A 17,649-nucleotide genomic window follows, 5' to 3' on the forward strand; every position below is an offset into this window, starting at 1 on the left:
CAGATGACCTCCACTCCGTACACCACCGCCCGCATCCGCAGCGATTTCCTCGAATTCTTCCAGGGCAAGGGCCACACCATCGTGCCCTCGGCCCCGCTGGTGCCGGGCAACGACCCGACCCTGCTGTTCACCAACTCGGGCATGGTCCAGTTCAAGGACGTGTTCCTCGGCGCGGAGAAGCGCAGCTACGTGCGCGCGGCCGACGTCCAGCGCTGCCTGCGCGCCGGCGGCAAGCACAACGACCTGGACTCGGTCGGTTACACCGCGCGCCACCACACCTTCTTCGAGATGCTGGGCAACTGGTCGTTCGGCGACTACTTCAAGAAGGACGCCATCGCCTGGGCCTGGGAGCTGCTGACCGGGGTGTGGAAGCTGCCGGCCGAGCGCCTTCTGGTCACCGTCTACCACAACGACGACGAGGCCTACGCGCTGTGGCGCGACATGGTCGGCGTGCCGGAAGAGCGCATCGTGCGCATCGGCGACAACAAGGGCGCGCCGTTCGCCTCGGACAACTTCTGGCAGATGGCCGACACCGGCCCCTGCGGTCCGTGCACCGAGATCTTCTTCGACCATGGCGCGCACATCGCCGGCGGCCCGCCCGGTTCGCCGGACGAGGATGGCGACCGCTACATCGAAATCTGGAACCTGGTGTTCATGCAGTTCGACCGCCAGCCCGACGGCACGCTGATCCCGCTGCCGGCGCCGTGCGTGGATACCGGCATGGGCCTGGAGCGCCTGGCCGCGATCCTGCAGCACGTGCATTCCAATTACGAGATCGACCTGTTCCAGGCGCTGATCCGCCAGGCCGCCGAGCTGACCGGTGCGGACCTGGAGAACAAGTCGCTGCGCGTGATCGCCGACCATATCCGCGCCAGCGCGTTCCTGATCGTCGACGGCGTGCTTCCCTCGAACGAAGGTCGCGGCTACGTGCTGCGCCGGATCATCCGCCGCGCGTTGCGCCATGGCTGGATGCTCGGCGTGCGCCAGCCGTTCTTCCACAAGCTGGTCGGCACCCTGTCGGCGCAGATGGGCGATGCATATCCGGAACTGCCGGCCGCGCGCGACCTGGTCGAACGCGCGCTCAAGGCCGAGGAAGAGCGCTTCGCCGAGACGCTCGACGCCGGCATGAAGATCTTCGAGGACGTGGCCGCTCGCGTGACTGACGGGGTGATCCCGGGCATCGATGCGTTCCGCCTGTACGACACCTACGGATTCCCGCTGGACCTGACCGCCGACATCGCGCGCGAGCGTGGGCTGGTGGTGGACAACGCGGGTTTCGACGTGGCGATGGAGCAGCAGCGCAAAACCGCGCGCGCGGCGGGCAAGTTCGGTGGTGGCGTGCAGCTGCCGGCCGACCTGGTGGCCACGCTGCAGCCGACCGCGTTCCTCGGTCACGACGAACTGCAGGCCGGCGACCTCAAGGTCGTCGCGTTGCTGCGCGACGGCCGGCCGGTGGAGTCCGTCGCCGCGGGCGACGAGGCCATCGTGTTGACCGACCGCACGCCGTTCTACGCCGAATCCGGCGGCCAAGTCGGCGATACCGGTGAATTGACCGGCGCCGGCGTGCGTTTCGATGTCGCCGACACGCAGAAATTCTCCGGCCAGTTCCACGGCCACGTCGGGCGCGTCGCGCAGGGCGCGCTGAAGGTCGGCGATGTGCTTTCGGGCGAAGTCGATGCCGGACGCCGTTCGACCATCGTGCTCAACCATTCGGCGACCCACCTGCTGCACGGCGCGCTGCGTGGCCTGCTGGGCACGCACGTGGCGCAGAAGGGTTCGCTGGTCGCGCCCGATCGCCTGCGCTTCGATTTCTCGCATTTCCAGCCGATCGCAAGCGGTGAGCTGGCACAGATCGAACGCCAGGTCAACGACGAGGTGCGCGCCAACCATGCGGTCGTGATCAAGCAGATGGACATCCAGTCCGCGCTCGACGCCGGCGCGATGGCGCTGTTCGGGGAGAAGTACGGCGAGCGCGTGCGCGTGGTGACGATGGGTGACTCGGTCGAGCTGTGCGGCGGCACGCATGTGGGCCGCACCGGCGACATCGGCCTGTTCAAGATCGTGTCCGAAGGCGGCGTCTCCGCCGGCGTGCGCCGGATCGAGGCGGTGACCGGGCAGGGCGCGCTGGACCACGTGGCCGCCGAAGGCCGCAGCCTGGACGAGGCCGCTTCGGTGCTTGGTGGCAGCCGCGGCGACGTGGTCGACAAGGCCCGCTCGCTGGCCGACCGCATCCGCAAGCTCGAGCGCGAGATCGAATCGTTCAAGGCCAAGGCTGCCAGCAGTGCGGCCGCCGACCTGGCCTCGGCCGCGGTGGATGTCGGCGGGATCAAGGTCCTGGCCGCGCGCCTGGAAGGCATCGACGCGAAGGGTCTGCGCGAAACCGTGGATCGGCTCAAGCAGCAGCTTGGCGATACCGTCGTCCTGCTAGCGGGTGCGCAGGACGGCAAGGCCGCCCTGGTCGCGGGGGTGAATGGCGCCGCAACGGGCCGGGTCAAGGCGGGCGAACTTCTGGCCCATGTCGCCGGTCGTATTGGTGGCAAGGGCGGCGGTCGCCCGGATCTCGCCCAGGGTGGTGGCGAGGACGGGCCCGCCCTTGCCCTCGCCCTTGAAGAAGTCGCGTCCTGGGTGGGCCAGCGCCTGCAGTGATGCCGGCGCACCCCCGCGATCCTGACACCGTTTTACCGGCCCTTGCCGGCCCGCTGGCGGGGGCAGTACGATCCGGGGCTGTTCAACCCTTCTGTACGCTGCTGTAGTGGACGCGCGAGGCCTCCCTCCGGAGGCCCTGCGGGCCGGCGAAGGCATGCCGGCGCCATGGAGATAGACAATGCTGATTCTGACCCGCCGCGTAGGCGAAACCCTGATGATCGGTGACTCGATCACCGTCACCGTACTCGGGGTAAAGGGCAACCAGGTGCGCATCGGCATTACCGCGCCCAAGGACGTGGCCGTGCACCGCGAGGAGATCTACCAGCGGATCCAGCGTGGCGAAGGCCCTGTAAACGCTGCTGACGAAGCCGATCCGGCGACCTGACCGGAAAACGTTTGCCGCGAAACGGCCCAGACGGTATCCTTTCGCGTCCCGCAAGCGCAGTGGCGCGATGCGGGCCCACGGAGTGATGCCCGAGAGGCCGAAGGGGCTCCCCTGCTAAGGGAGTATAGGGTCAAAAGCTCTATCGAGGGTTCGAATCCCTCTCACTCCGCCAGATGCGAAAAGACCCCCGGAAGGGGGTTTTTTTGTGGCCTGGAGAACGGCAGTCCCGGGAGAAAATCCCGGCGGATTCGCGACCCGTGCCCTCGCGATGCAGCGCCTGCCGGCAGGCCACCGCAGCTGCCGCGGCAACCCGTTCCATTCCGCCATCCGACGCTCTCCGGGCGCGCGCCGCACCTCAGCGCCAGGCGCCTCCGAACTGCACGATCATCGTCCGGTCCTCCGGTCCCCAAGCGTAGTCCGCACCCATGTACAGGCCCAGCTGTCGCGCCACCAGGTAGCGCACGCCCAGGCCCTTGCTGACGGCGGTGGTGGCTTCATCGAAGCCGGCACGCGCGCCCCAGGCACGGCCCGCGCCGAGGAAGCCGATGCCGGCCCAGCGCGGAGTCACGTTCCAGCGCAGCTCCGACTCCAGGACGCCGGTCGTGTCGTCCTGGTAGCGCGCCGAGGCGATGCCGCGCAGGTCGATGTAGGGCAGGCGGTAGAACGGAACGTCGCCATCGGCATGCCGGAAGTCGGCACGTCCGCCCAGCACCAGGTGCGCGCCGACCGGCCAGTAGCCATAGCCATGCGCCCGATAGGTCTGGAACGTGAGGTCGCTGCCGATCTCCGGCAGGTAGGCGTTGCCCTGGGCCATCAGCAGGTAGCCGCGCGAGGGGGTGAACGGGTTGTCGCGGCTGTCGTATTCCAGGGACAGGCCCAGGCCCGAATTGACCTGTTCGAAATCCACGTCGTCGAACAGCGGGCGTTGCCCCGGATCCTGCAGCCGCGGATCGAGGTCGGTATAGATCCACTGCGCGGAAAGGAACAGCTCGCGGTCGCCGATCCGCCGCGAGACCTGCTGCATCGAGCCCAGGCCGGTGAGGTTGACCGCCACCTGCGTCTCGGGCAGCAGGCGTCCGCTCGTATAGAAGTCGATGTTGAAGTCTGCGTCGGCCACGCCACCCTTGTAGCGCCAGGTGTCGTCGCGGAAGTGGAGCATGCCGCCACCGCCGTATGCCTTGCTGCCGTTTTCCGTCTTCATCACCAGCGCCCCGATGATGTTGGGCGCGATCATCTGGGTGCTGCCATCGGAGGCGGTACGCGTGGATGCGCTGCCCTTGGGGCGATGGAAGAAAGCGAACACCATCCCGCCGCCATAGCCGAGTGCGGGGTCGGTGATGATGATTGGCACGGGCAGGAAGCCATGGCGATCAAGCAGCCACTTCGACATGTCGAAGTGGCCATCATCCGGGTCGCGGAAAGTCGACGCTGCCACGGCAGGTTCCGCACCCGGTGCCTGCGTCGCTTCGGCCGGTACGCCTTCGCCGGCGCGCGCGGCTGCGTGCAGGTCCGCCGCCAGCGCACCGCTGGCCAGCGCGACCCATGGCATCAACCACCGCGCGGTCATGCCTGGGTCCTATCGCATCGGTCCAGGCCTGCTCATCGACGGCGTCCGCCGCCGCCCATGGGCCGCGAGAATCCGCCCGCGGGCCGCGAATAACCACCCGCCGGGCGCGAGTAGCCACCGGCGGGCCTCTGCACGCTGCCGCTGTTCGAGCGCTGGTAGCCACCCTCTCGCGCCGAGCGGTCGCGGGACAGGTCGTTGCGTGTCTGTCCGTCGAGGTTGCCTCGGTGCTGTTCGGGTCGACCCACTTCCTGCCATTCGCCGTCCTTGTAGTGGTAGACGTTGCCGTCCTTGCCGGCATAGACGTCGTCGTTGATCCTGGCCACGCCGCCGCGGTCGAACTCGCCGGTGTCGGTGTTGTAGCGGTAGCCGCCGGCGCCGCTGACGTCGACCCGCTGGCCGTCGCTGTTGATCGCGCCGCCGCCCGCCGCGCCCTCCGGGCCCGACACCTTGCCTCCAGCCATTTCGGTGGTGCGCCCGGTCCCGGTGTTGACCACCGTGCGCGTGCCGCCGGCGGCCGACTGGCCGGTATAGGGGTTGTAGGCCGCGCCGCCCGTGCCGCCGACCACGCGACCGGTCTCCGGGTTGTAGCGCACGCCCTGTGCACCGGCGCTGGTGGTGCCGGTATAGGCGTTGGTATTGACGTAGCCGCGGCCGACGCCACGTCCGCCGGTCCGTTCGTTGTAGTAGCCGCCGCGGTAGCCGCGCCCGACGTTCCCGGTGTACGGATTGGCCCAGGCCGCGCCGGTGCCGGCGACCACGGCATTGCCCCAGCGCCCGTAGAAATTCCAGGCGCCGGCACCGCCCCACCAGCCTCCGGGATAACCCCACCACGGCCCCCACCACGGGTACCAGGGGTAATAGCCCCAACCGAAGCCGAAGCTCCAGCCCGCATAGCTGCTCCAGCCGAAGTACACGCCCATGCCATAGGTGGCCGGGCAGCCGTACCAGTAGGTGTAGATCCACGGGTCGCAGTAGTAGCCGGTGCCGTAGACGACCACGCCACTGCTGGCCACGGTGCCGTAATAGCCGGGCGTGTAGCCGACGTAGACATCGTCGTCTTCGCCGCCGTAGATGCGCACGTAGGTCACGTAGTGCAGCGGCGAGCTGGTCGGGATGGAATAGATTTCCGAGGGCACGCTCTGCGCCACGCTCCACGGGCCGGTCGCGGTCGGGCCGGTGAACCAGACGCCCTTGTCGACCGCATAGAACGCTCCACCCGGCACCAGGATCACCGGCACCGGCGTGTTGGCTGCGTACTGCAGGCGGGTGCCGCCGATGGCTTCGAACTTCGGCTCGCCGTCGTACATCACCTCCAGCTTCGCCTTGCTGCGGTTGACCGTGGCCGTCTGCGGAATGCTGTTGGCGATCAGCGACTCGAACGCCTCGGGAGTTCCGGCGATCGAAGCCAGCACGCTGCCCTTCGGGCTGTCCGGCGGGATCTTTGCGAAATCCACCGGCAGCTTGTCGGGCGCGACGTGCTGCCAGGGGCCACGGCTGGATGCCGCGGTGAACCAGCGTCCGGACACCAGCACGTACCACGCGTTGTCCTTGGCGCCATTGATGATCACGTCGGCACGGCTGTTGGCGATGTAGCTCAGCGCGGTGCCCGGGATCGGCGCGAACTGCGGATCGCCGTCGACCACGATCAGCTCGGTCGGCCCGGTGCGGACGAGGATGTCGGGGAAGCCACCGGCGGCCAGCAGCTCCTGCATCGATTCCGGCGGATCGTCCAGCGTATCCACCAGCTGCGCGCCGACGGCCTGGTCGGCCGCGGCCTGCAGCGTCTTGTCGACCTTGTCGAGCCGGGTCCAGGGGCCTTCGAGTGCCGTGGCCGCGGCCCAGCGTCCGGCGAGGCGGGTGTAGTAGCGTCCATCCTTCTGCAGCAGCAGCGATCGGCTGTTGATGACCCGCTGCACGCCCTCCATCGAGGCCGGCCTGAGCGCGGGCTTGCCGTCGACGAAGATCAGCTGCGAGGGCTTGAAGGCGATCATGATCTCGGGCGGCACGTTCTTCACCGGCAGCGAGGCCGGTTTCTTCTCCGCCTGGCTCACGGCAAGCGCGGCCTCGAGCTGGTCCAGGTCGATGGTGAACGTGGCGCCGTCGCGGACCACGCTGCGCACCAGGCCCAGGTACTTGTCCTGGCTGGCGATCGCGGTCGGGAAGGTGGCGCGATCGAAGGTGGCCTTGCGCAGGGTGACCTCGCGGGCCTCCTTGTCGACCTCGGTGAGCGCGCTGAACCAGACCACGCCGTAGTCCAGGCTGTCGACCGTCTTGCCGTCGGCACCGGTCTCCACGCCGGTCTTCACCGATACGGCGAAGCGGCCCTTGAGCCGGTTGCCTTCCCAGCTTTCCATCTGCGGCTGGTAGACGGTGAAGGGCGTGCTGGATGCGCTGTACTGGCGCGGGAAGGGCCGCGCATCGATCGAGGTCGGTGCGGCACCCCAGGCGGGCAGGGAAATGACGGCCAGCAGGAAGCTGGCCACGAGGGTGGAGGTACGACCCATGCTTATCTCCCGCAGTACACGCAGCTGGTTGTGGTGGGACTCCGCAGGCAGGGCGGGTGCTCGGCTTGCGGCGCGAAGCACCGTTGCCCTGCGCGCCATCCCACGGATGGATGCATTCACGCATCATCTCCAGCTATACCGGGGGTCCGCATTGGGCCTTGGGCCTATATGTGAGGTAGTGGCGGCGAAATACGATCCAGATGGGCGGAGGCGGCGCCACTGCGCCCATTCCCGTAGATTCCATCCAGGGTGCTGCGCGGCGTGACGATGGCGTCGCGGCATCGTTCCGCGAGTAGACGATGATGCGAATCGACCGAGGGCTGCAGGTCATGGCTGCCTGAGGAGAAACGGACGAAACCGGCGCTCCTTTTCCGCAAGAACCTGATTACGACCAGAGGCGCGGCAGGCCGCCCGCGCTCCGCCGGATGCAAGGCCAGCAGCAGACCCAAAGGAGGAGTGACATGAAAGGTCTCTTAGTCATCGCAGCCATAATCCTGATGCTGGCCGGCTGCGCCAGCACCCCGACCGTGCATACCGACGCTGATCCGACCGCGAACTTCAGCGGGTACCGCACCTACACCTGGCTCAACAAGCCGGACCAGCAGGGCGTCCCGCCGCTGGCTTCGCAGCGGATCGTGGAATACGTCAACGCGCAGCTCGCCGCCAAGGGCTGGAAGGAATCGCCCAACGGCGACGTGGCCGTGGTGGCGCACGTGGCCACGCAGCAGCAGCAGAGCCTGGACACCATGTACTCCGGCCCGATGTACGGTGGCTGGGGCTGGGGCCCGGGCTGGTATGGCGGTGGCATGGGCATGAGCAGCGCCACCACGCGCGTGCGCACCTATACCGTAGGCACGCTGGTCGTGGACCTGTTCGACGTCAAGACCAAGCAGGCGATCTGGCGCGGCACGGCCAGCGATACGGTGCCCGATGATCCGGCCAAGGGCGACAAGCTGTTGCGCGCGGGCATCGCCGAGATGTTCTCGGCTTTCCCGCCGGGCAGCGTGCCGGCGAAGAAGTAACCGATACGTTCCCGGCCCGTGCCGCGAAAGCGGCCTGGTCGGGAATGCGGGACCCGGGCAGGAATCGCGGGCAAAAAAAAGGACCGGCGACAAGTCGCCGGTCCTCTGAAATGGTGCGCCCGGAGAGATTCGAACTCCCGACCGCCTGGTTCGTAGCCAGGTACTCTATCCAGCTGAGCTACGGGCGCATTTCAAGACGCGGAATTATGATGGCCCTTCGGGCGGCCGTCAATCATTTGTGTGATCGAAAGTTCGGGGCGCGATCACGCGGGTGATGGAGAGGCCAAGGCCGCAGCCACGGCGGCCGGCTGCTTCATCCAGCTGAAGTGATCGGCCGGGGCCTGCAGGGCGTGGCGATCCAGCTCCGCGACCGTGGCCGGGGCATGGCGCAACTTGGCCAGCAGGGCCTGAAGCGACGAGCGCGGCGCGAGCCAGTCGGCACGCAGGACGATGCCGCGCACCGGTCCGGTGAAGCGCGCCATGTCCGCTTCCAGGTCCGCACCCATGCCGGCTGCGGCATAGCGGTTGACCAGCCCGACCCGGGCCCAGTCCTTGATCAGGCCACGCGCCTCGGTACCACCGAAGCCGAGCCTGCGGCCGTGCAGTACGCCCTGTCGCTGCGCCAGCCAGGGCAGGAAGCGGTACACGAGCGGCAGCACCCAGCCGCGCGGCGCCGGGAAGCTGCGCCAGTAAGGAGTGCCGGAGGCGACCAGCCACAAGCCGGCGAAGGACTCCGGATGCTGGCCGGCCAGGCAGCAGGCCAGTTGTCCGCCGAGGCTGTGACCGCCCAGCAGCACCGGTACGTCACCGCGCAACGTGGCGAGGCTGGCGGGCAGGTCCAGCTCCAGCAGTTCGCGATAGCCCCAGTCCTGCGTGCGCGAAGGGCGCAGCGAACTGCTGCCGTTGCCCCGCCATTCGTGCAGGTGCACGGCGATGCCCCGCGTAGCCAGCGCCTCGGCGAAGGGCAGGTAGTGGCGGGCGGCCACGCCCAGCGCCGGCAGCCACAGCAACCGGGCCTTCGGTTGCGCGGGGAGCCGGGCCAGCAGCGTCCAGCGATGGCCGTCGTCTGCTGCGACCGATGTTTCCAGAGGGTCGATGCTCATCGGCCGGGCATCGCCGCGAAATGATCCAGCACCAGCACCTCGCCCAGGCCGGGGCGATACCCCGAGCGCAACGCGGCGTGCACGTAGTCCGCCGCGGCCGTGCAGGCATCGCGCAGGGACAGGCCGCGCGCGAGGTTCGCAGCGACGGCCGAGGCCAGCGTGCAGCCGGTTCCATGCGCATCGACCCGCAGGCGCGGGTGCGCGGTGCGCTGCTCGCCCTGTGCATCGGCCAGGATGTCGACCACTTCGCCCGGGCCGGCCAGGTGCCCACCCTTGAGGAGTACCGCCGGCGCGCCCAGGGCACGCAGCGCCGAGGCAGCCTGCGACATCGCGTCGAGGTCGTCGATGCGCCAGCCCAGCAGCAGTTCCGCTTCCGGCAGGTTCGGGGTGACCACGGTGGCCAGCGGCAGCAGGCGCTGGCGCAGCGCATCCAGTGCGTCGGCTTCCAGCAGGCGCGCGCCACTGGTGGCGACCATCACCGGGTCGACCACCACGTGCGCGGGGCGGTGCCGTTCGAGCGCGCGGGCGACGGTGTCGATGACCGTCGCGCTGGCGAGCATGCCGAGCTTGACCGCACCGATGCGGAAATCCTCGAAGCAGGCTTCGATCTGCGCGTCGAGGAACTCTGGCGGCGGCACGTGGACCGCGGTCACTCCGCGGGTGTGCTGCGCGGTCAGCGCCGCCAGCACCGAGAGTCCATGCACGCCATGCGCGGCGAAGGTCTTGAGGTCGGCCTGGATGCCGGCGCCGCCGCCGGAGTCGGAGCCTGCGATGGTCAGGACGGAGACGGGCCTGGCGTCGGATCGTGGATCGGTCATGCCGGTATTGTGCACCGGCCCTCCACCGGCGCGCCCGCTACCGGCGTCCGCTCAATCCGGTGAGGGCGGGGGGCGCGTCTCGTCAGGTCGGCGCTGCCGCATCAGTGTTACCTGCCGGTAGGCGACGTAGCCGATCCCGGTCAGTCCGGTGAGTGCGGAGGGGATCAGCAGCGCGTGGTACTGCAGGTGGCGGAACAGCCAGGCGCCAAGGATGCCGCCGCCCAGGAAGCCGCTGATGATCAGCCCGCTGAGCGTGAGCCGTCGCACCGGCAAAGGCAGGCCGCGGAGCAGATGGCCCAGGCCGATGCCCAGGTCGGTGAACATGCCGCTCAGGTGGGTGGTCCGCACCGCCGCACCGCTATAGGTGGTGACCATCGCGTTCTGCAGGCCGCAGGCCATCGCCGCCAGCCACGCGCCGAGCACCTGCTCGCGCACGAACAGCGGCACCGCTGCGGCCAGCAACAGCGATTCGAGGGCGAGGACGACGCCATAACGGCGACCCAGCCGCAGCGTGCCGTCCTGGATGACCAGTCCGCTCACCGTCGCCCCCAGGCAGAACGCGATCAGCACGCCCCACACGTGTCCGGCCGCACGCCAGTTGCCCTCGGCCAGCGCCGCGCCGAGCAGGCTGGTCGTGCCGGTGAGGTGGCTGACCGCCTGGTGCTCGAAGCCGAGGTAGCCGATCACGTTGACCATGCCGGCAATGCACGCCAGCGTGACCGCGCCGATCCAGACCCAGCGTGGCAGTTGCAGGCCCATGGTCGTGGCCGCGCCCGTCAGGAGACGGGCGCGTAGGACTCCAGGTAACCGCAGTCGGTGCGGCGCCAGGTGCGCGTCTCGTTCAACGTGCCCGACGGTTTCAGCCCGCTCCAGAATGATCGGCGCGGTTCGCCTTCAGGCCATGCGGCTACGAAGCGCCCGTGGGAGCCGCGATCCAGCAGGTAGCCGGCCTTCATCCGCGATTGGCATTTCGGGTATTCGCCGGGAACTGGAAAAGTCATTGTCGGCATGGAATCCGGAGCGGGGTTGCCGCGCCCCCGGGGGGCGCGGCGGGCGCGATCAAAGTACTTCCGAAGCGAAGTCGGCCAGGCGCGAACGCTCGCCGCGGCGCAGGGTGATGTGCGCGCTGTGCGGCCAGTTCTTGAAGCGATCCACCGCGTAGGTCAGGCCAGAGGTGGTCTCGGTCAGGTACGGGGTGTCGATCTGCTCCACGTTGCCCAGGCACACGATCTTGGTGCCGGGGCCGGCGCGCGTGATCAGGGTCTTCATCTGCTTGGGGGTGAGGTTCTGCGCCTCGTCCAGGATCAGGTAGCGGGAGAGGAAGGTGCGGCCGCGCATGAAGTTCATCGAGCGGATCTTGATCCGCGAGGCGAGCAGGTCGTTGGTCGCCGCCCGGCCCCAGGCACCGCCTTCCTGGTTGTGGGTGAGCACTTCCAGGTTGTCGGTCAGCGCGCCCATCCACGGGGTCATCTTTTCTTCCTCGGTGCCGGGCAGGAAGCCGATATCCTCGCCGACGCTCACCGTGGCGCGGGTCATGATGATCTCGCGGTAGCGCTGCTGGTCCATGGTCTGGGCCAGGCCGGCGGCGAGCGCCAGCAGGGTCTTGCCGGTGCCGGCGGTGCCGAGCAGGGTGACGAAGTCGATGTCCGGATCCATCAGCGCATTGAGCGCGAAGTTCTGCTCGCGGTTGCGCGCGGTGATGCCCCACACCGCGTGCTGGCCGCCGCGGAAGTCGTCGACCAGCGCCAGGGTGGCCTTGCCGCCATCGATCTTCGCCACGCGCAGTTCGACTTCGTCCTCGCCCGGCAGGTACAGGTACTGGTTCGGATGCCAGTCCTCGTCCTCGCGCGGTGCGACCTCGTAGCTGGTGCGGCCCTTGTCCGACCACGAGCGCAGGTCGTCGCGGTGGCGCTCCCAGAAATCCTCGGGCAGTTCGGTCGCGCCGGTGAACAGCAGGCTGAAATCGTCCAGCGCGCGGTCGTTCTCGTAATCCTCCGACACGATCCCGGCGATGGCCGCCTTGATCCGCAGGTTGATGTCCTTGGAGACGAACACCACCGGGATGTCGGCCGGGGTCTGCTCCTTGAGCGCCAGGATCGCGCCCAGGATCGCGTTGTCCGGGATCACCGCGCCGAAGCTCTTGCCGGCTTCGAAATGGCTGGTCTGGAAACGCAGCAGGCCGACGCTCTGCCGGCCGCGCAACTGCACGCCCTGCGGCTGCGCCAGCGGGATGCCGTCCTCGAGGTTGTCCAGGCCCGAGGCCTGCACGAGCTCGTTGAGGAAACGGCTGACCTGGCGCGCGTTGCGGCTGGCTTCGGACGTGCCCTTCTTGGCGTTGTCCAGCTCCTCGATGACCTGCATCGGCAGGTAGACGTCGTGCTCCTCGAACTTGAACAGCGCGGTCGGATCGTGCATCAGCACGTTGGTATCCAGCACGTAGATGCGCTTGCCTCGTGTCATCGTGGCTTCCTGGTGGGTGGGGCGTGGCGTCGAAGTGGATGACGGGGCGACGCATGCCGGACCTGCGCATGCGCCGGACAGGGGCGAGCCGTCGCGGCCTGCGGGGCAGGGCGACGGGGGAGGGTGGCGGCAATGGCGGTCACTGCGCGGTTTGGACCTTCAGTGCATCGAGCACGGCCTGCGCGTGGCCGGGGACTTTCACGCCACGCCATTCCTGGGCGATGCGGCCGTCGGGTGCGATCAGGAAGGTGCTGCGGACCACGCCCAGCACCTTGCGCCCGTACATGTTCTTTTCGTGGATGACGTCGAAGGCGCGGCAGAGCGCCTCGTCCCCGTCGCTGACCAGCGGGAAGGCGAACCCCTGCTTGCTGCAGAAATTGTCGTGCGACCTGACCGAGTCGCGGGACACGCCAAGCACGTCGGCGTCCAGTTCCGCGAACTGCGGCAACAGCGCGTTGAAGTCCAGGCCCTCGGTGGTGCAGCCGGGCGTGCTGTCCTTCGGATAGAAGTAGAGGACCAGCCAGCGGCCGGCGAAACCGGCGAGGGTGGCACTGCGGCCGCCGGACAGCGCCAGCGGCAGGTTGAGGGTCGCGCGATCGAGCTTGCCGTGTTTCATCGTGCCGACATCGTGCTCCTGCTCAGAACTTCATCGGGTCCATGATCGCATCGAGGTTCAGGTGGTCGCAGAACTCGAGGAAATCGTCGCGCAGCGCGGCGATGTGCATGTTCGCCGGCACGCCAATGGTCACCTGCGCCGAGAACATCTCCGCACCGGTCTGCATCGCCTTGTAGCGGGTGCTCTGCAGGTTCTCGATGGTGATGCCCTGCCGGTCGAAGAAATCAGCCAGCTGGAACAGGATGCCGGGTTTGTCGGCGGCCACCACTTCGACGATGTAGGGCAGCAGGTTGGACTGGCTCTGCTTGGCCGCGGTCCGGTACCAGTTGAGCTTGAAGCCGTCCTCGCGCTCGAGGCGGCCGAGCATGGCTTCGAGCTTGGCCACCGCGTCCCAGGAACCGGTCGCCAGCGCGGTCATCGACACGTCGCGGCCCACTGTCGCCAGGCGCGCGTCCACCAGGTTGCAACCGCTGTCGGCGATACGGCGCGTCACCGCGAGCAGCGGCGACTCCGGATGCGTCATATAGGCGTTGATCAGGAGGTGGTTTTCGTTCGGCGAAGGCCGGGGCGGGGTATCGGTCAAGGAGGCTTCCGGCATTGCGAGAGGCTGAATGGCGGACGGGGCTTGGCCCGCCGCCGAGAGCAGCATACTTGCCCGTGCTTTCGCGCCGCAAGTATGATCGGGCCTCCCCGAAAACCGGCCTGCGCGACACGCGTGCGCCGCGGAAACCACAGCGAAACCTGCTTTGCATCCCACCGGCCTGATCACCGCGCTGGCGACCCCGTTCGACGAGGGCGGCGCACTGGACCTCGACGCCTGGCGCCGGCTGCTGGAGTGGCAGTTGGTCGCCGGCGCCGAAGCCGTGGTGGTCGCCGGGTCCACCGGCGAAGCCTCGATGCTCGAGCAGGCCGAATACGACACCCTGTTGCGCGTCGCGGTGGAGACCGTGGCCGGGCGCGTGCCGGTGCTCGCCGGGACCGGCCTGTCCGGCACTGCGCAGACCGTCGCCCAGACCCGTCGTGCCGCTGCTGCCGGCGCCGACGTGGCGCTCGTGGTGACGCCGCCCTATGTGCGACCGACCCAGGACGGCCTGCTCGCGCACTACCTTGCCGTGGCCGAGGAGGGCGGGTTGCCGGTGGTGCTCTACAACGTGCCCGGGCGCACCAGCGGCGACCTGTTGCCCGCCACGGTGGCCGAACTGGCCTCGCACGAGCGCATCGTCGGGATCAAGGAAGCGGTCTCCGATCCGGTACGCGTGTCGGCGCTGGTCGCGCTGCGCGGTCCCGGTTTCCGCGTCCTGAGCGGCGACGACGGCAGCGCCTGCGAGGCGATGCTTGCCGGTGCCGACGGCCTGGTCTCGGTCGGATCGAACGTGGCTCCGGCGGCCTACCGGCGCCTGTGCGACCTGGCGCGCGGCGGCGACGCTGCGGCTGCCGGTGCATGGGACGGGCGGCTGGCCCCGCTCCACGAATTCTGCGGCGTCGAACCCAATCCGATCCCGGTCAAGGCCCTGCTGCGAAGGCTGGGCTACGGCCAGGGCCTGCGCCTGCCCCTGCTGCCGCTCTCTGCGCGCCACCAGGACGAGGCCGATCGCATCCTCGCGCTGCTGCACCAACTCCAATCACACCCTGGCAGCGAATCGCTCGCGGCCTGATCCAGACACTTCCGGAGAACATGATGTCCAATACTCACCGCGTCGCCCGCGCCACCACGGCCGTGCTCTCGGCTTTCACCGTGGTCGCTTTGCTGGGTGGCTGCTCGTGGTTCAGCAAGGGCCCCAAGGGCGACTACGCCGTTGCCGCCGAGCAGCGTCCGCTGGAAGTGCCGCCGGACCTGAACCTGCCGGACACGTCCGGAGCGATGGCGTTGCCGCCGGTCGGCGGTACGCCGCGTCCGCAGGCTGCCCCGGCGGCCGCCCCGGCCGCGTCGCCGAGCGGCTTCACTGTCGCGGGGAGCCGTGACCAGGTGTTCGCCCAGGTCGGTACTGCGCTCGAAGGCATCGAAGGCCTGACCATCGCCAGCCGGGCGGAACTGCTGGGCACCTACGACGTCGGCTACCAGGGCGTGGATTTCCTGGTCCGCGTTGTCGCGGTGGAAGGCGGCGCCTACGTGTCCGCGGTCGATCCGCGTGGCCTGCCGTCCACCAGTGAACAGCCGCTCAAGGTGATCGCGGCGTTGCAGGCCGAACTGGCCAAGCGCTGACCCCCCGCCGTTTTCGGCGGCGGCAAGACAAAGGCGCCCTCGGGCGCCTTTTGTTTTGTCCGGTCCCGTCGCCGGAGCAGCCGGAGCCTCGCGTTCCGTTGCCCGCCGGCCTAGCGCTCCAGGAAGGGCAGCTTGTCCGGCTTGCCGTCCCATTCCGCCGCATCGGCCATCGGCTCCTTGCGCACGGTGATCACCGGCCAGCCACGGGACAGCTCGGCGTTCAAGGCGACGAAGCCTTCCTGCCCTGCAGGCACGTCGTCTTCCGGATAGATCGCGTTGGCCGGGCACTCCGGCTCGCAAAGGGTGCAGTCGATGCACTCGTCCGGGTCGATCACCAGGAAGTTGGGACCTTCGTGGAAACAGTCGACCGGGCACACCTCCACGCAGTCGGTGTACTTGCACTTGATGCAGTTCTCGGTAACGACGAAGGGCATGGAGGCGGCCGTAGAACGGAAGAACAGGCGCGACATTCTAGTCCAGCGGCCGGCCCGCGTCGCCCCGCGTGCAGTGGTCAGGCCAGGCCTCGGGCCCTTGCCAGGCGGAACATCCCCGTCGCGGCGAGTTCTTCGGGGTGCCGATGGACGCCGACGCCGCGCTCCTGGAGCGCATGCGCGTAACGCTCGACCAGGGTTTCGCTGCCGACCAGGTGGACCGGCCCCGCGAAGCCGGCGAGTGCGGCCTGCAGTTCGTGCCCGACCAGCATTCCCGACAGGTAGGAGGCCAGTGCCTGCGGCTGGAAACGGCCGAACAGCAGCGCGGTGCGCACGCCGAACAGGTCATGGAGAAGGCCGCCGCCCGGATCGCGGCTGCAGGCCAGTCCGGCGTCGAACGCACCGGTGTCGAAGGCCGGCTCGCCCTCGGGCATGCCGCGCCCGAGGATGCTGTGCGAGCGCAGCAGCGCGTACAGCTCGCCGGTCATGGCGGTGGAAAGATGCGCGATCGCGCCGTCGCGCACCTGTACCCACTTGCTGTGGGTACCCGGCAGGCACAGCGTGTGCGCGCCTTTGCCCAGCAGGTCGACCAGGCCGGCGATCTGGGTCTCTTCGCCGCGCATGACGTCGCCGGCGGGCATGCTGCGGTCGGCCATGCCGGGCACGCACCACAGCGTGCGCTTGGCCAATGCAGGCGATTCGCGCGACGCGTCCAGCCGCAGCATGCCGGCGGCCAGCGCTCCAAGGTCGGCGGGGCATTGCACGTACGGCACTTCGATCCAGCCGCCGCGGGCGCCGACCATGCCGGCCATCACCACCAGTGGATCGTCCCAGTCGCCGATCAGCGCGCCCAGCACCCTGCCGAACCGGCCGTTGCAGGCGAGGGCACCTTCGTTGCCGCGGCGCCGCTCGCGCACGCCGCCCTCGCTGTCCAGGCGATAGGCGCGCAGGCTGCTGCCGCCCCAGTCGATCGCGATCATGGCAATGCCACGCGACTTTCGGGCAGGCCGCATGCGCGGCCGAGGGGTATCGCGTACAGGCTGCCGGACTCGGGGAAGGCCTCGCGTGCCGCGTCGTCCAGGCCCTGCGGCGAAGTGATCACGTACAGCGTGTCCAGGCCGGCTCCACCGATCGTGCAGCACGACGGCTGCGGCACCGGCACCGGAAAAACCCGGTCGATGTTCCCATCGGGTGCGTGGCGGACGACGCGGGCGCCTCCCCAGCGTGCGTTCCACAGCCCGCCCCCGGCATCCAGGGCCGAGCCGTCGGCGGCACCGCCCGCGGGATCGACCCGGGCGAACGGATGCGGCGTGCCGGTCCATGCGGCGTCCGGTTCGTAGTCGCAGCGCTGGATCACGTCCTGCATCGAGTCGCAGAAGTAGAGCGTGCGTCCGTCGGCGGAAAAGCAGATCGAATTGGGGATCGCCGCGCCGGGCAGCGGCAACCTGCGCAGTCCATGCGCGGCGGAGTACTGGTAGAAATTCCCGACAGGCGATTTTTCCGCCGATTCGTCCATGGTCCCGAACACGAAGTTGCCATGGCGGTCGGCGCGGCCGTCATTGCTGCGCGTGCGCGGCTCGTTCGGTTCGACGTCAGCCAGGTGCGACAGGGCGAGTGTCGTGGCTTCCGCGCCGAGCGCCGCATCCAGGTCGGCGCGGAACATCGCCTTGGCCAGGACCAGCAGCAGTTCGCCGGAGGTGGCCAGGGCGATGCAGCCTGGCCGGTCGGGTAGCGACCAGTTGCGGGTGGCTCCGTCGGCGGGCGAGTGCATCCACAGCCGGGCGCCGTCGATGTCCACCCAGAACAGCGCCTGGCGGCGCTCGCACCACAGCACGCCTTCGCCATGCGCGCAGCGCGAGGAGACGATCAGACGGGCGGCGACAGGACGGTCCAT

General features: G+C 68.8%; 17 protein-coding genes and 2 tRNA genes. 6 read left to right on the forward strand and 13 right to left on the reverse strand.

Going from position 1 to position 17,649, the window contains the following annotated elements; genetic code table 11:
• The first annotated feature begins 3 nt into the window (after window positions 1-3).
• The 3 genes from alaS to MNQ95_RS11825 all read left to right on the forward strand — a co-directional run bounded on the left by alaS (window position 4) and on the right by MNQ95_RS11825 (window position 3,203).
• Window positions 4-2,646: an alanine--tRNA ligase gene (alaS, locus tag MNQ95_RS11815; RefSeq protein ID WP_241952987.1), complete on the forward strand. Its 2,643-nt coding sequence runs from the start codon at window positions 4-6 to the stop codon at window positions 2,644-2,646.
• Window positions 2,647-2,824: 178 nt separating this feature from the next.
• On the forward strand, window positions 2,825-3,031 hold the full coding sequence (gene csrA, locus MNQ95_RS11820; protein WP_241952988.1) for a carbon storage regulator CsrA: 207 nt from the start codon (window positions 2,825-2,827) through the stop codon (window positions 3,029-3,031).
• A 79-nt stretch (window positions 3,032-3,110) separates the two neighbouring features.
• Window positions 3,111-3,203, forward strand: a tRNA-Ser gene (locus tag MNQ95_RS11825).
• A 183-nt stretch (window positions 3,204-3,386) separates the two neighbouring features.
• Here the strand turns inward: MNQ95_RS11825 and MNQ95_RS11830 are convergent.
• Both MNQ95_RS11830 and MNQ95_RS11835 read right to left on the reverse strand, forming a co-directional pair.
• Window positions 3,387-4,598, reverse strand: coding sequence for a BamA/TamA family outer membrane protein (locus MNQ95_RS11830; protein WP_241952989.1), 1,212 nt, complete (start codon window positions 4,596-4,598; stop codon window positions 3,387-3,389).
• Between the two features lie 32 nt (window positions 4,599-4,630).
• Entirely contained in the window at window positions 4,631-7,102 is a 2,472-nt protein-coding gene (locus MNQ95_RS11835; RefSeq protein ID WP_241952990.1) for a hypothetical protein, read from the reverse strand.
• Window positions 7,103-7,563: 461 nt separating this feature from the next.
• Between MNQ95_RS11835 and MNQ95_RS11840 the strand changes: the two genes are divergently transcribed.
• Entirely contained in the window at window positions 7,564-8,124 is a 561-nt protein-coding gene (locus tag MNQ95_RS11840; RefSeq protein WP_162410676.1) for a DUF4136 domain-containing protein, read from the forward strand.
• Window positions 8,125-8,235: 111 nt separating this feature from the next.
• Here MNQ95_RS11840 and MNQ95_RS11845 read toward each other — a convergent pair.
• From MNQ95_RS11845 to MNQ95_RS11880, 8 genes are all read right to left on the reverse strand, one after another.
• Window positions 8,236-8,312, reverse strand: a tRNA-Arg gene (locus MNQ95_RS11845).
• 75 nt (window positions 8,313-8,387) lie between these two features.
• Window positions 8,388-9,227 (reverse strand): alpha/beta hydrolase family protein, encoded by an 840-nt coding sequence (locus tag MNQ95_RS11850; RefSeq protein ID WP_241952991.1) that lies wholly within the window; start codon window positions 9,225-9,227, stop codon window positions 8,388-8,390.
• The gene (gene thiD, locus MNQ95_RS11855; protein ID WP_241952992.1) at window positions 9,224-10,045 is read right to left on the reverse strand and encodes a bifunctional hydroxymethylpyrimidine kinase/phosphomethylpyrimidine kinase; all 822 of its coding nucleotides are present in this window, start codon (window positions 10,043-10,045) and stop codon (window positions 9,224-9,226) included. Before thiD ends, MNQ95_RS11850 begins: the two co-directional genes overlap by 4 nt.
• A gap of 51 nt (window positions 10,046-10,096) precedes the next feature.
• A complete protein-coding gene (locus MNQ95_RS11860) occupies window positions 10,097-10,804 on the reverse strand; it encodes a YoaK family protein (RefSeq protein ID WP_162410673.1) in 708 nt (235 codons plus the stop codon).
• Between the two features lie 17 nt (window positions 10,805-10,821).
• Window positions 10,822-11,001, reverse strand: coding sequence for a hypothetical protein (locus MNQ95_RS11865; protein WP_241952993.1), 180 nt, complete (start codon window positions 10,999-11,001; stop codon window positions 10,822-10,824).
• A 103-nt stretch (window positions 11,002-11,104) separates the two neighbouring features.
• Window positions 11,105-12,505: a PhoH family protein gene (locus tag MNQ95_RS11870; protein WP_162410672.1), complete on the reverse strand. Its 1,401-nt coding sequence runs from the start codon at window positions 12,503-12,505 to the stop codon at window positions 11,105-11,107.
• Window positions 12,506-12,644: 139 nt separating this feature from the next.
• Window positions 12,645-13,121, reverse strand: a complete 477-nt coding sequence (locus tag MNQ95_RS11875; RefSeq protein WP_241952994.1) for a peroxiredoxin — start codon at window positions 13,119-13,121, stop codon at window positions 12,645-12,647.
• 22 nt (window positions 13,122-13,143) lie between these two features.
• On the reverse strand, window positions 13,144-13,719 hold the full coding sequence (locus MNQ95_RS11880) for a glycine cleavage system transcriptional repressor (RefSeq protein WP_425605666.1): 576 nt from the start codon (window positions 13,717-13,719) through the stop codon (window positions 13,144-13,146).
• 148 nt (window positions 13,720-13,867) lie between these two features.
• Here MNQ95_RS11880 and dapA point away from each other — a divergent pair, with 148 nt between their 5' ends.
• A complete protein-coding gene (dapA, locus tag MNQ95_RS11885; RefSeq protein WP_241952996.1) occupies window positions 13,868-14,776 on the forward strand; it encodes a 4-hydroxy-tetrahydrodipicolinate synthase in 909 nt (302 codons plus the stop codon).
• A 23-nt stretch (window positions 14,777-14,799) separates the two neighbouring features.
• Window positions 14,800-15,324: a hypothetical protein gene (locus tag MNQ95_RS11890; protein ID WP_162410668.1), complete on the forward strand. Its 525-nt coding sequence runs from the start codon at window positions 14,800-14,802 to the stop codon at window positions 15,322-15,324.
• Between the two features lie 110 nt (window positions 15,325-15,434).
• Here the strand turns inward: MNQ95_RS11890 and fdxA are convergent, their stop codons facing one another.
• From fdxA to MNQ95_RS11905, 3 genes are all read right to left on the reverse strand, one after another.
• Complete coding sequence (gene fdxA / locus MNQ95_RS11895; protein WP_241952997.1) at window positions 15,435-15,758, reverse strand: ferredoxin FdxA; 324 nt, start codon at window positions 15,756-15,758, stop codon at window positions 15,435-15,437.
• Window positions 15,759-15,835: 77 nt separating this feature from the next.
• A complete protein-coding gene (locus MNQ95_RS11900) occupies window positions 15,836-16,735 on the reverse strand; it encodes a 2-dehydro-3-deoxygalactonokinase (RefSeq protein WP_241952998.1) in 900 nt (299 codons plus the stop codon).
• Window positions 16,732-17,649: an SMP-30/gluconolactonase/LRE family protein gene (locus tag MNQ95_RS11905; protein ID WP_241952999.1), complete on the reverse strand. Its 918-nt coding sequence runs from the start codon at window positions 17,647-17,649 to the stop codon at window positions 16,732-16,734. The genes MNQ95_RS11900 and MNQ95_RS11905 overlap by 4 nt, the downstream gene beginning before the upstream one ends.

The organism is Pseudoxanthomonas daejeonensis, assembly GCF_022637495.1.
GTDB lineage: Bacteria > Pseudomonadota > Gammaproteobacteria > Xanthomonadales > Xanthomonadaceae > Pseudoxanthomonas > Pseudoxanthomonas daejeonensis.

Excerpts from the sequence above, each read along its gene's own strand:
- MNQ95_RS11840 (WP_162410676.1), top strand. The coding sequence starts at position 7,564 with ATGAAAGGTCTCTTAGTCATCGCAGCCATAATCCTGATGCTGGCCGGC.
- MNQ95_RS11860 (WP_162410673.1), bottom strand. The coding sequence starts at position 10,804 with ATGGGCCTGCAACTGCCACGCTGGGTCTGGATCGGCGCGGTCACGCTG.
- MNQ95_RS11870 (WP_162410672.1), bottom strand. The coding sequence starts at position 12,505 with ATGACACGAGGCAAGCGCATCTACGTGCTGGATACCAACGTGCTGATG.
- csrA (WP_241952988.1), top strand. The coding sequence starts at position 2,825 with ATGCTGATTCTGACCCGCCGCGTAGGCGAAACCCTGATGATCGGTGAC.
- alaS (WP_241952987.1), top strand. The coding sequence starts at position 4 with ATGACCTCCACTCCGTACACCACCGCCCGCATCCGCAGCGATTTCCTC.
- MNQ95_RS11850 (WP_241952991.1), bottom strand. The coding sequence starts at position 9,227 with ATGAGCATCGACCCTCTGGAAACATCGGTCGCAGCAGACGACGGCCAT.
- MNQ95_RS11905 (WP_241952999.1), bottom strand. The coding sequence starts at position 17,649 with ATGGACCGTCCTGTCGCCGCCCGTCTGATCGTCTCCTCGCGCTGCGCG.
- MNQ95_RS11880 (WP_425605666.1), bottom strand. The coding sequence starts at position 13,719 with ATGCCGGAAGCCTCCTTGACCGATACCCCGCCCCGGCCTTCGCCGAAC.
- MNQ95_RS11865 (WP_241952993.1), bottom strand. The coding sequence starts at position 11,001 with ATGAAGGCCGGCTACCTGCTGGATCGCGGCTCCCACGGGCGCTTCGTA.
- MNQ95_RS11835 (WP_241952990.1), bottom strand. The coding sequence starts at position 7,102 with ATGGGTCGTACCTCCACCCTCGTGGCCAGCTTCCTGCTGGCCGTCATT.
- MNQ95_RS11875 (WP_241952994.1), bottom strand. The coding sequence starts at position 13,121 with ATGAAACACGGCAAGCTCGATCGCGCGACCCTCAACCTGCCGCTGGCG.
- fdxA (WP_241952997.1), bottom strand. The coding sequence starts at position 15,758 with ATGCCCTTCGTCGTTACCGAGAACTGCATCAAGTGCAAGTACACCGAC.
- thiD (WP_241952992.1), bottom strand. The coding sequence starts at position 10,045 with ATGACCGATCCACGATCCGACGCCAGGCCCGTCTCCGTCCTGACCATC.
- MNQ95_RS11890 (WP_162410668.1), top strand. The coding sequence starts at position 14,800 with ATGTCCAATACTCACCGCGTCGCCCGCGCCACCACGGCCGTGCTCTCG.
- MNQ95_RS11830 (WP_241952989.1), bottom strand. The coding sequence starts at position 4,598 with ATGACCGCGCGGTGGTTGATGCCATGGGTCGCGCTGGCCAGCGGTGCG.
- MNQ95_RS11900 (WP_241952998.1), bottom strand. The coding sequence starts at position 16,735 with ATGATCGCGATCGACTGGGGCGGCAGCAGCCTGCGCGCCTATCGCCTG.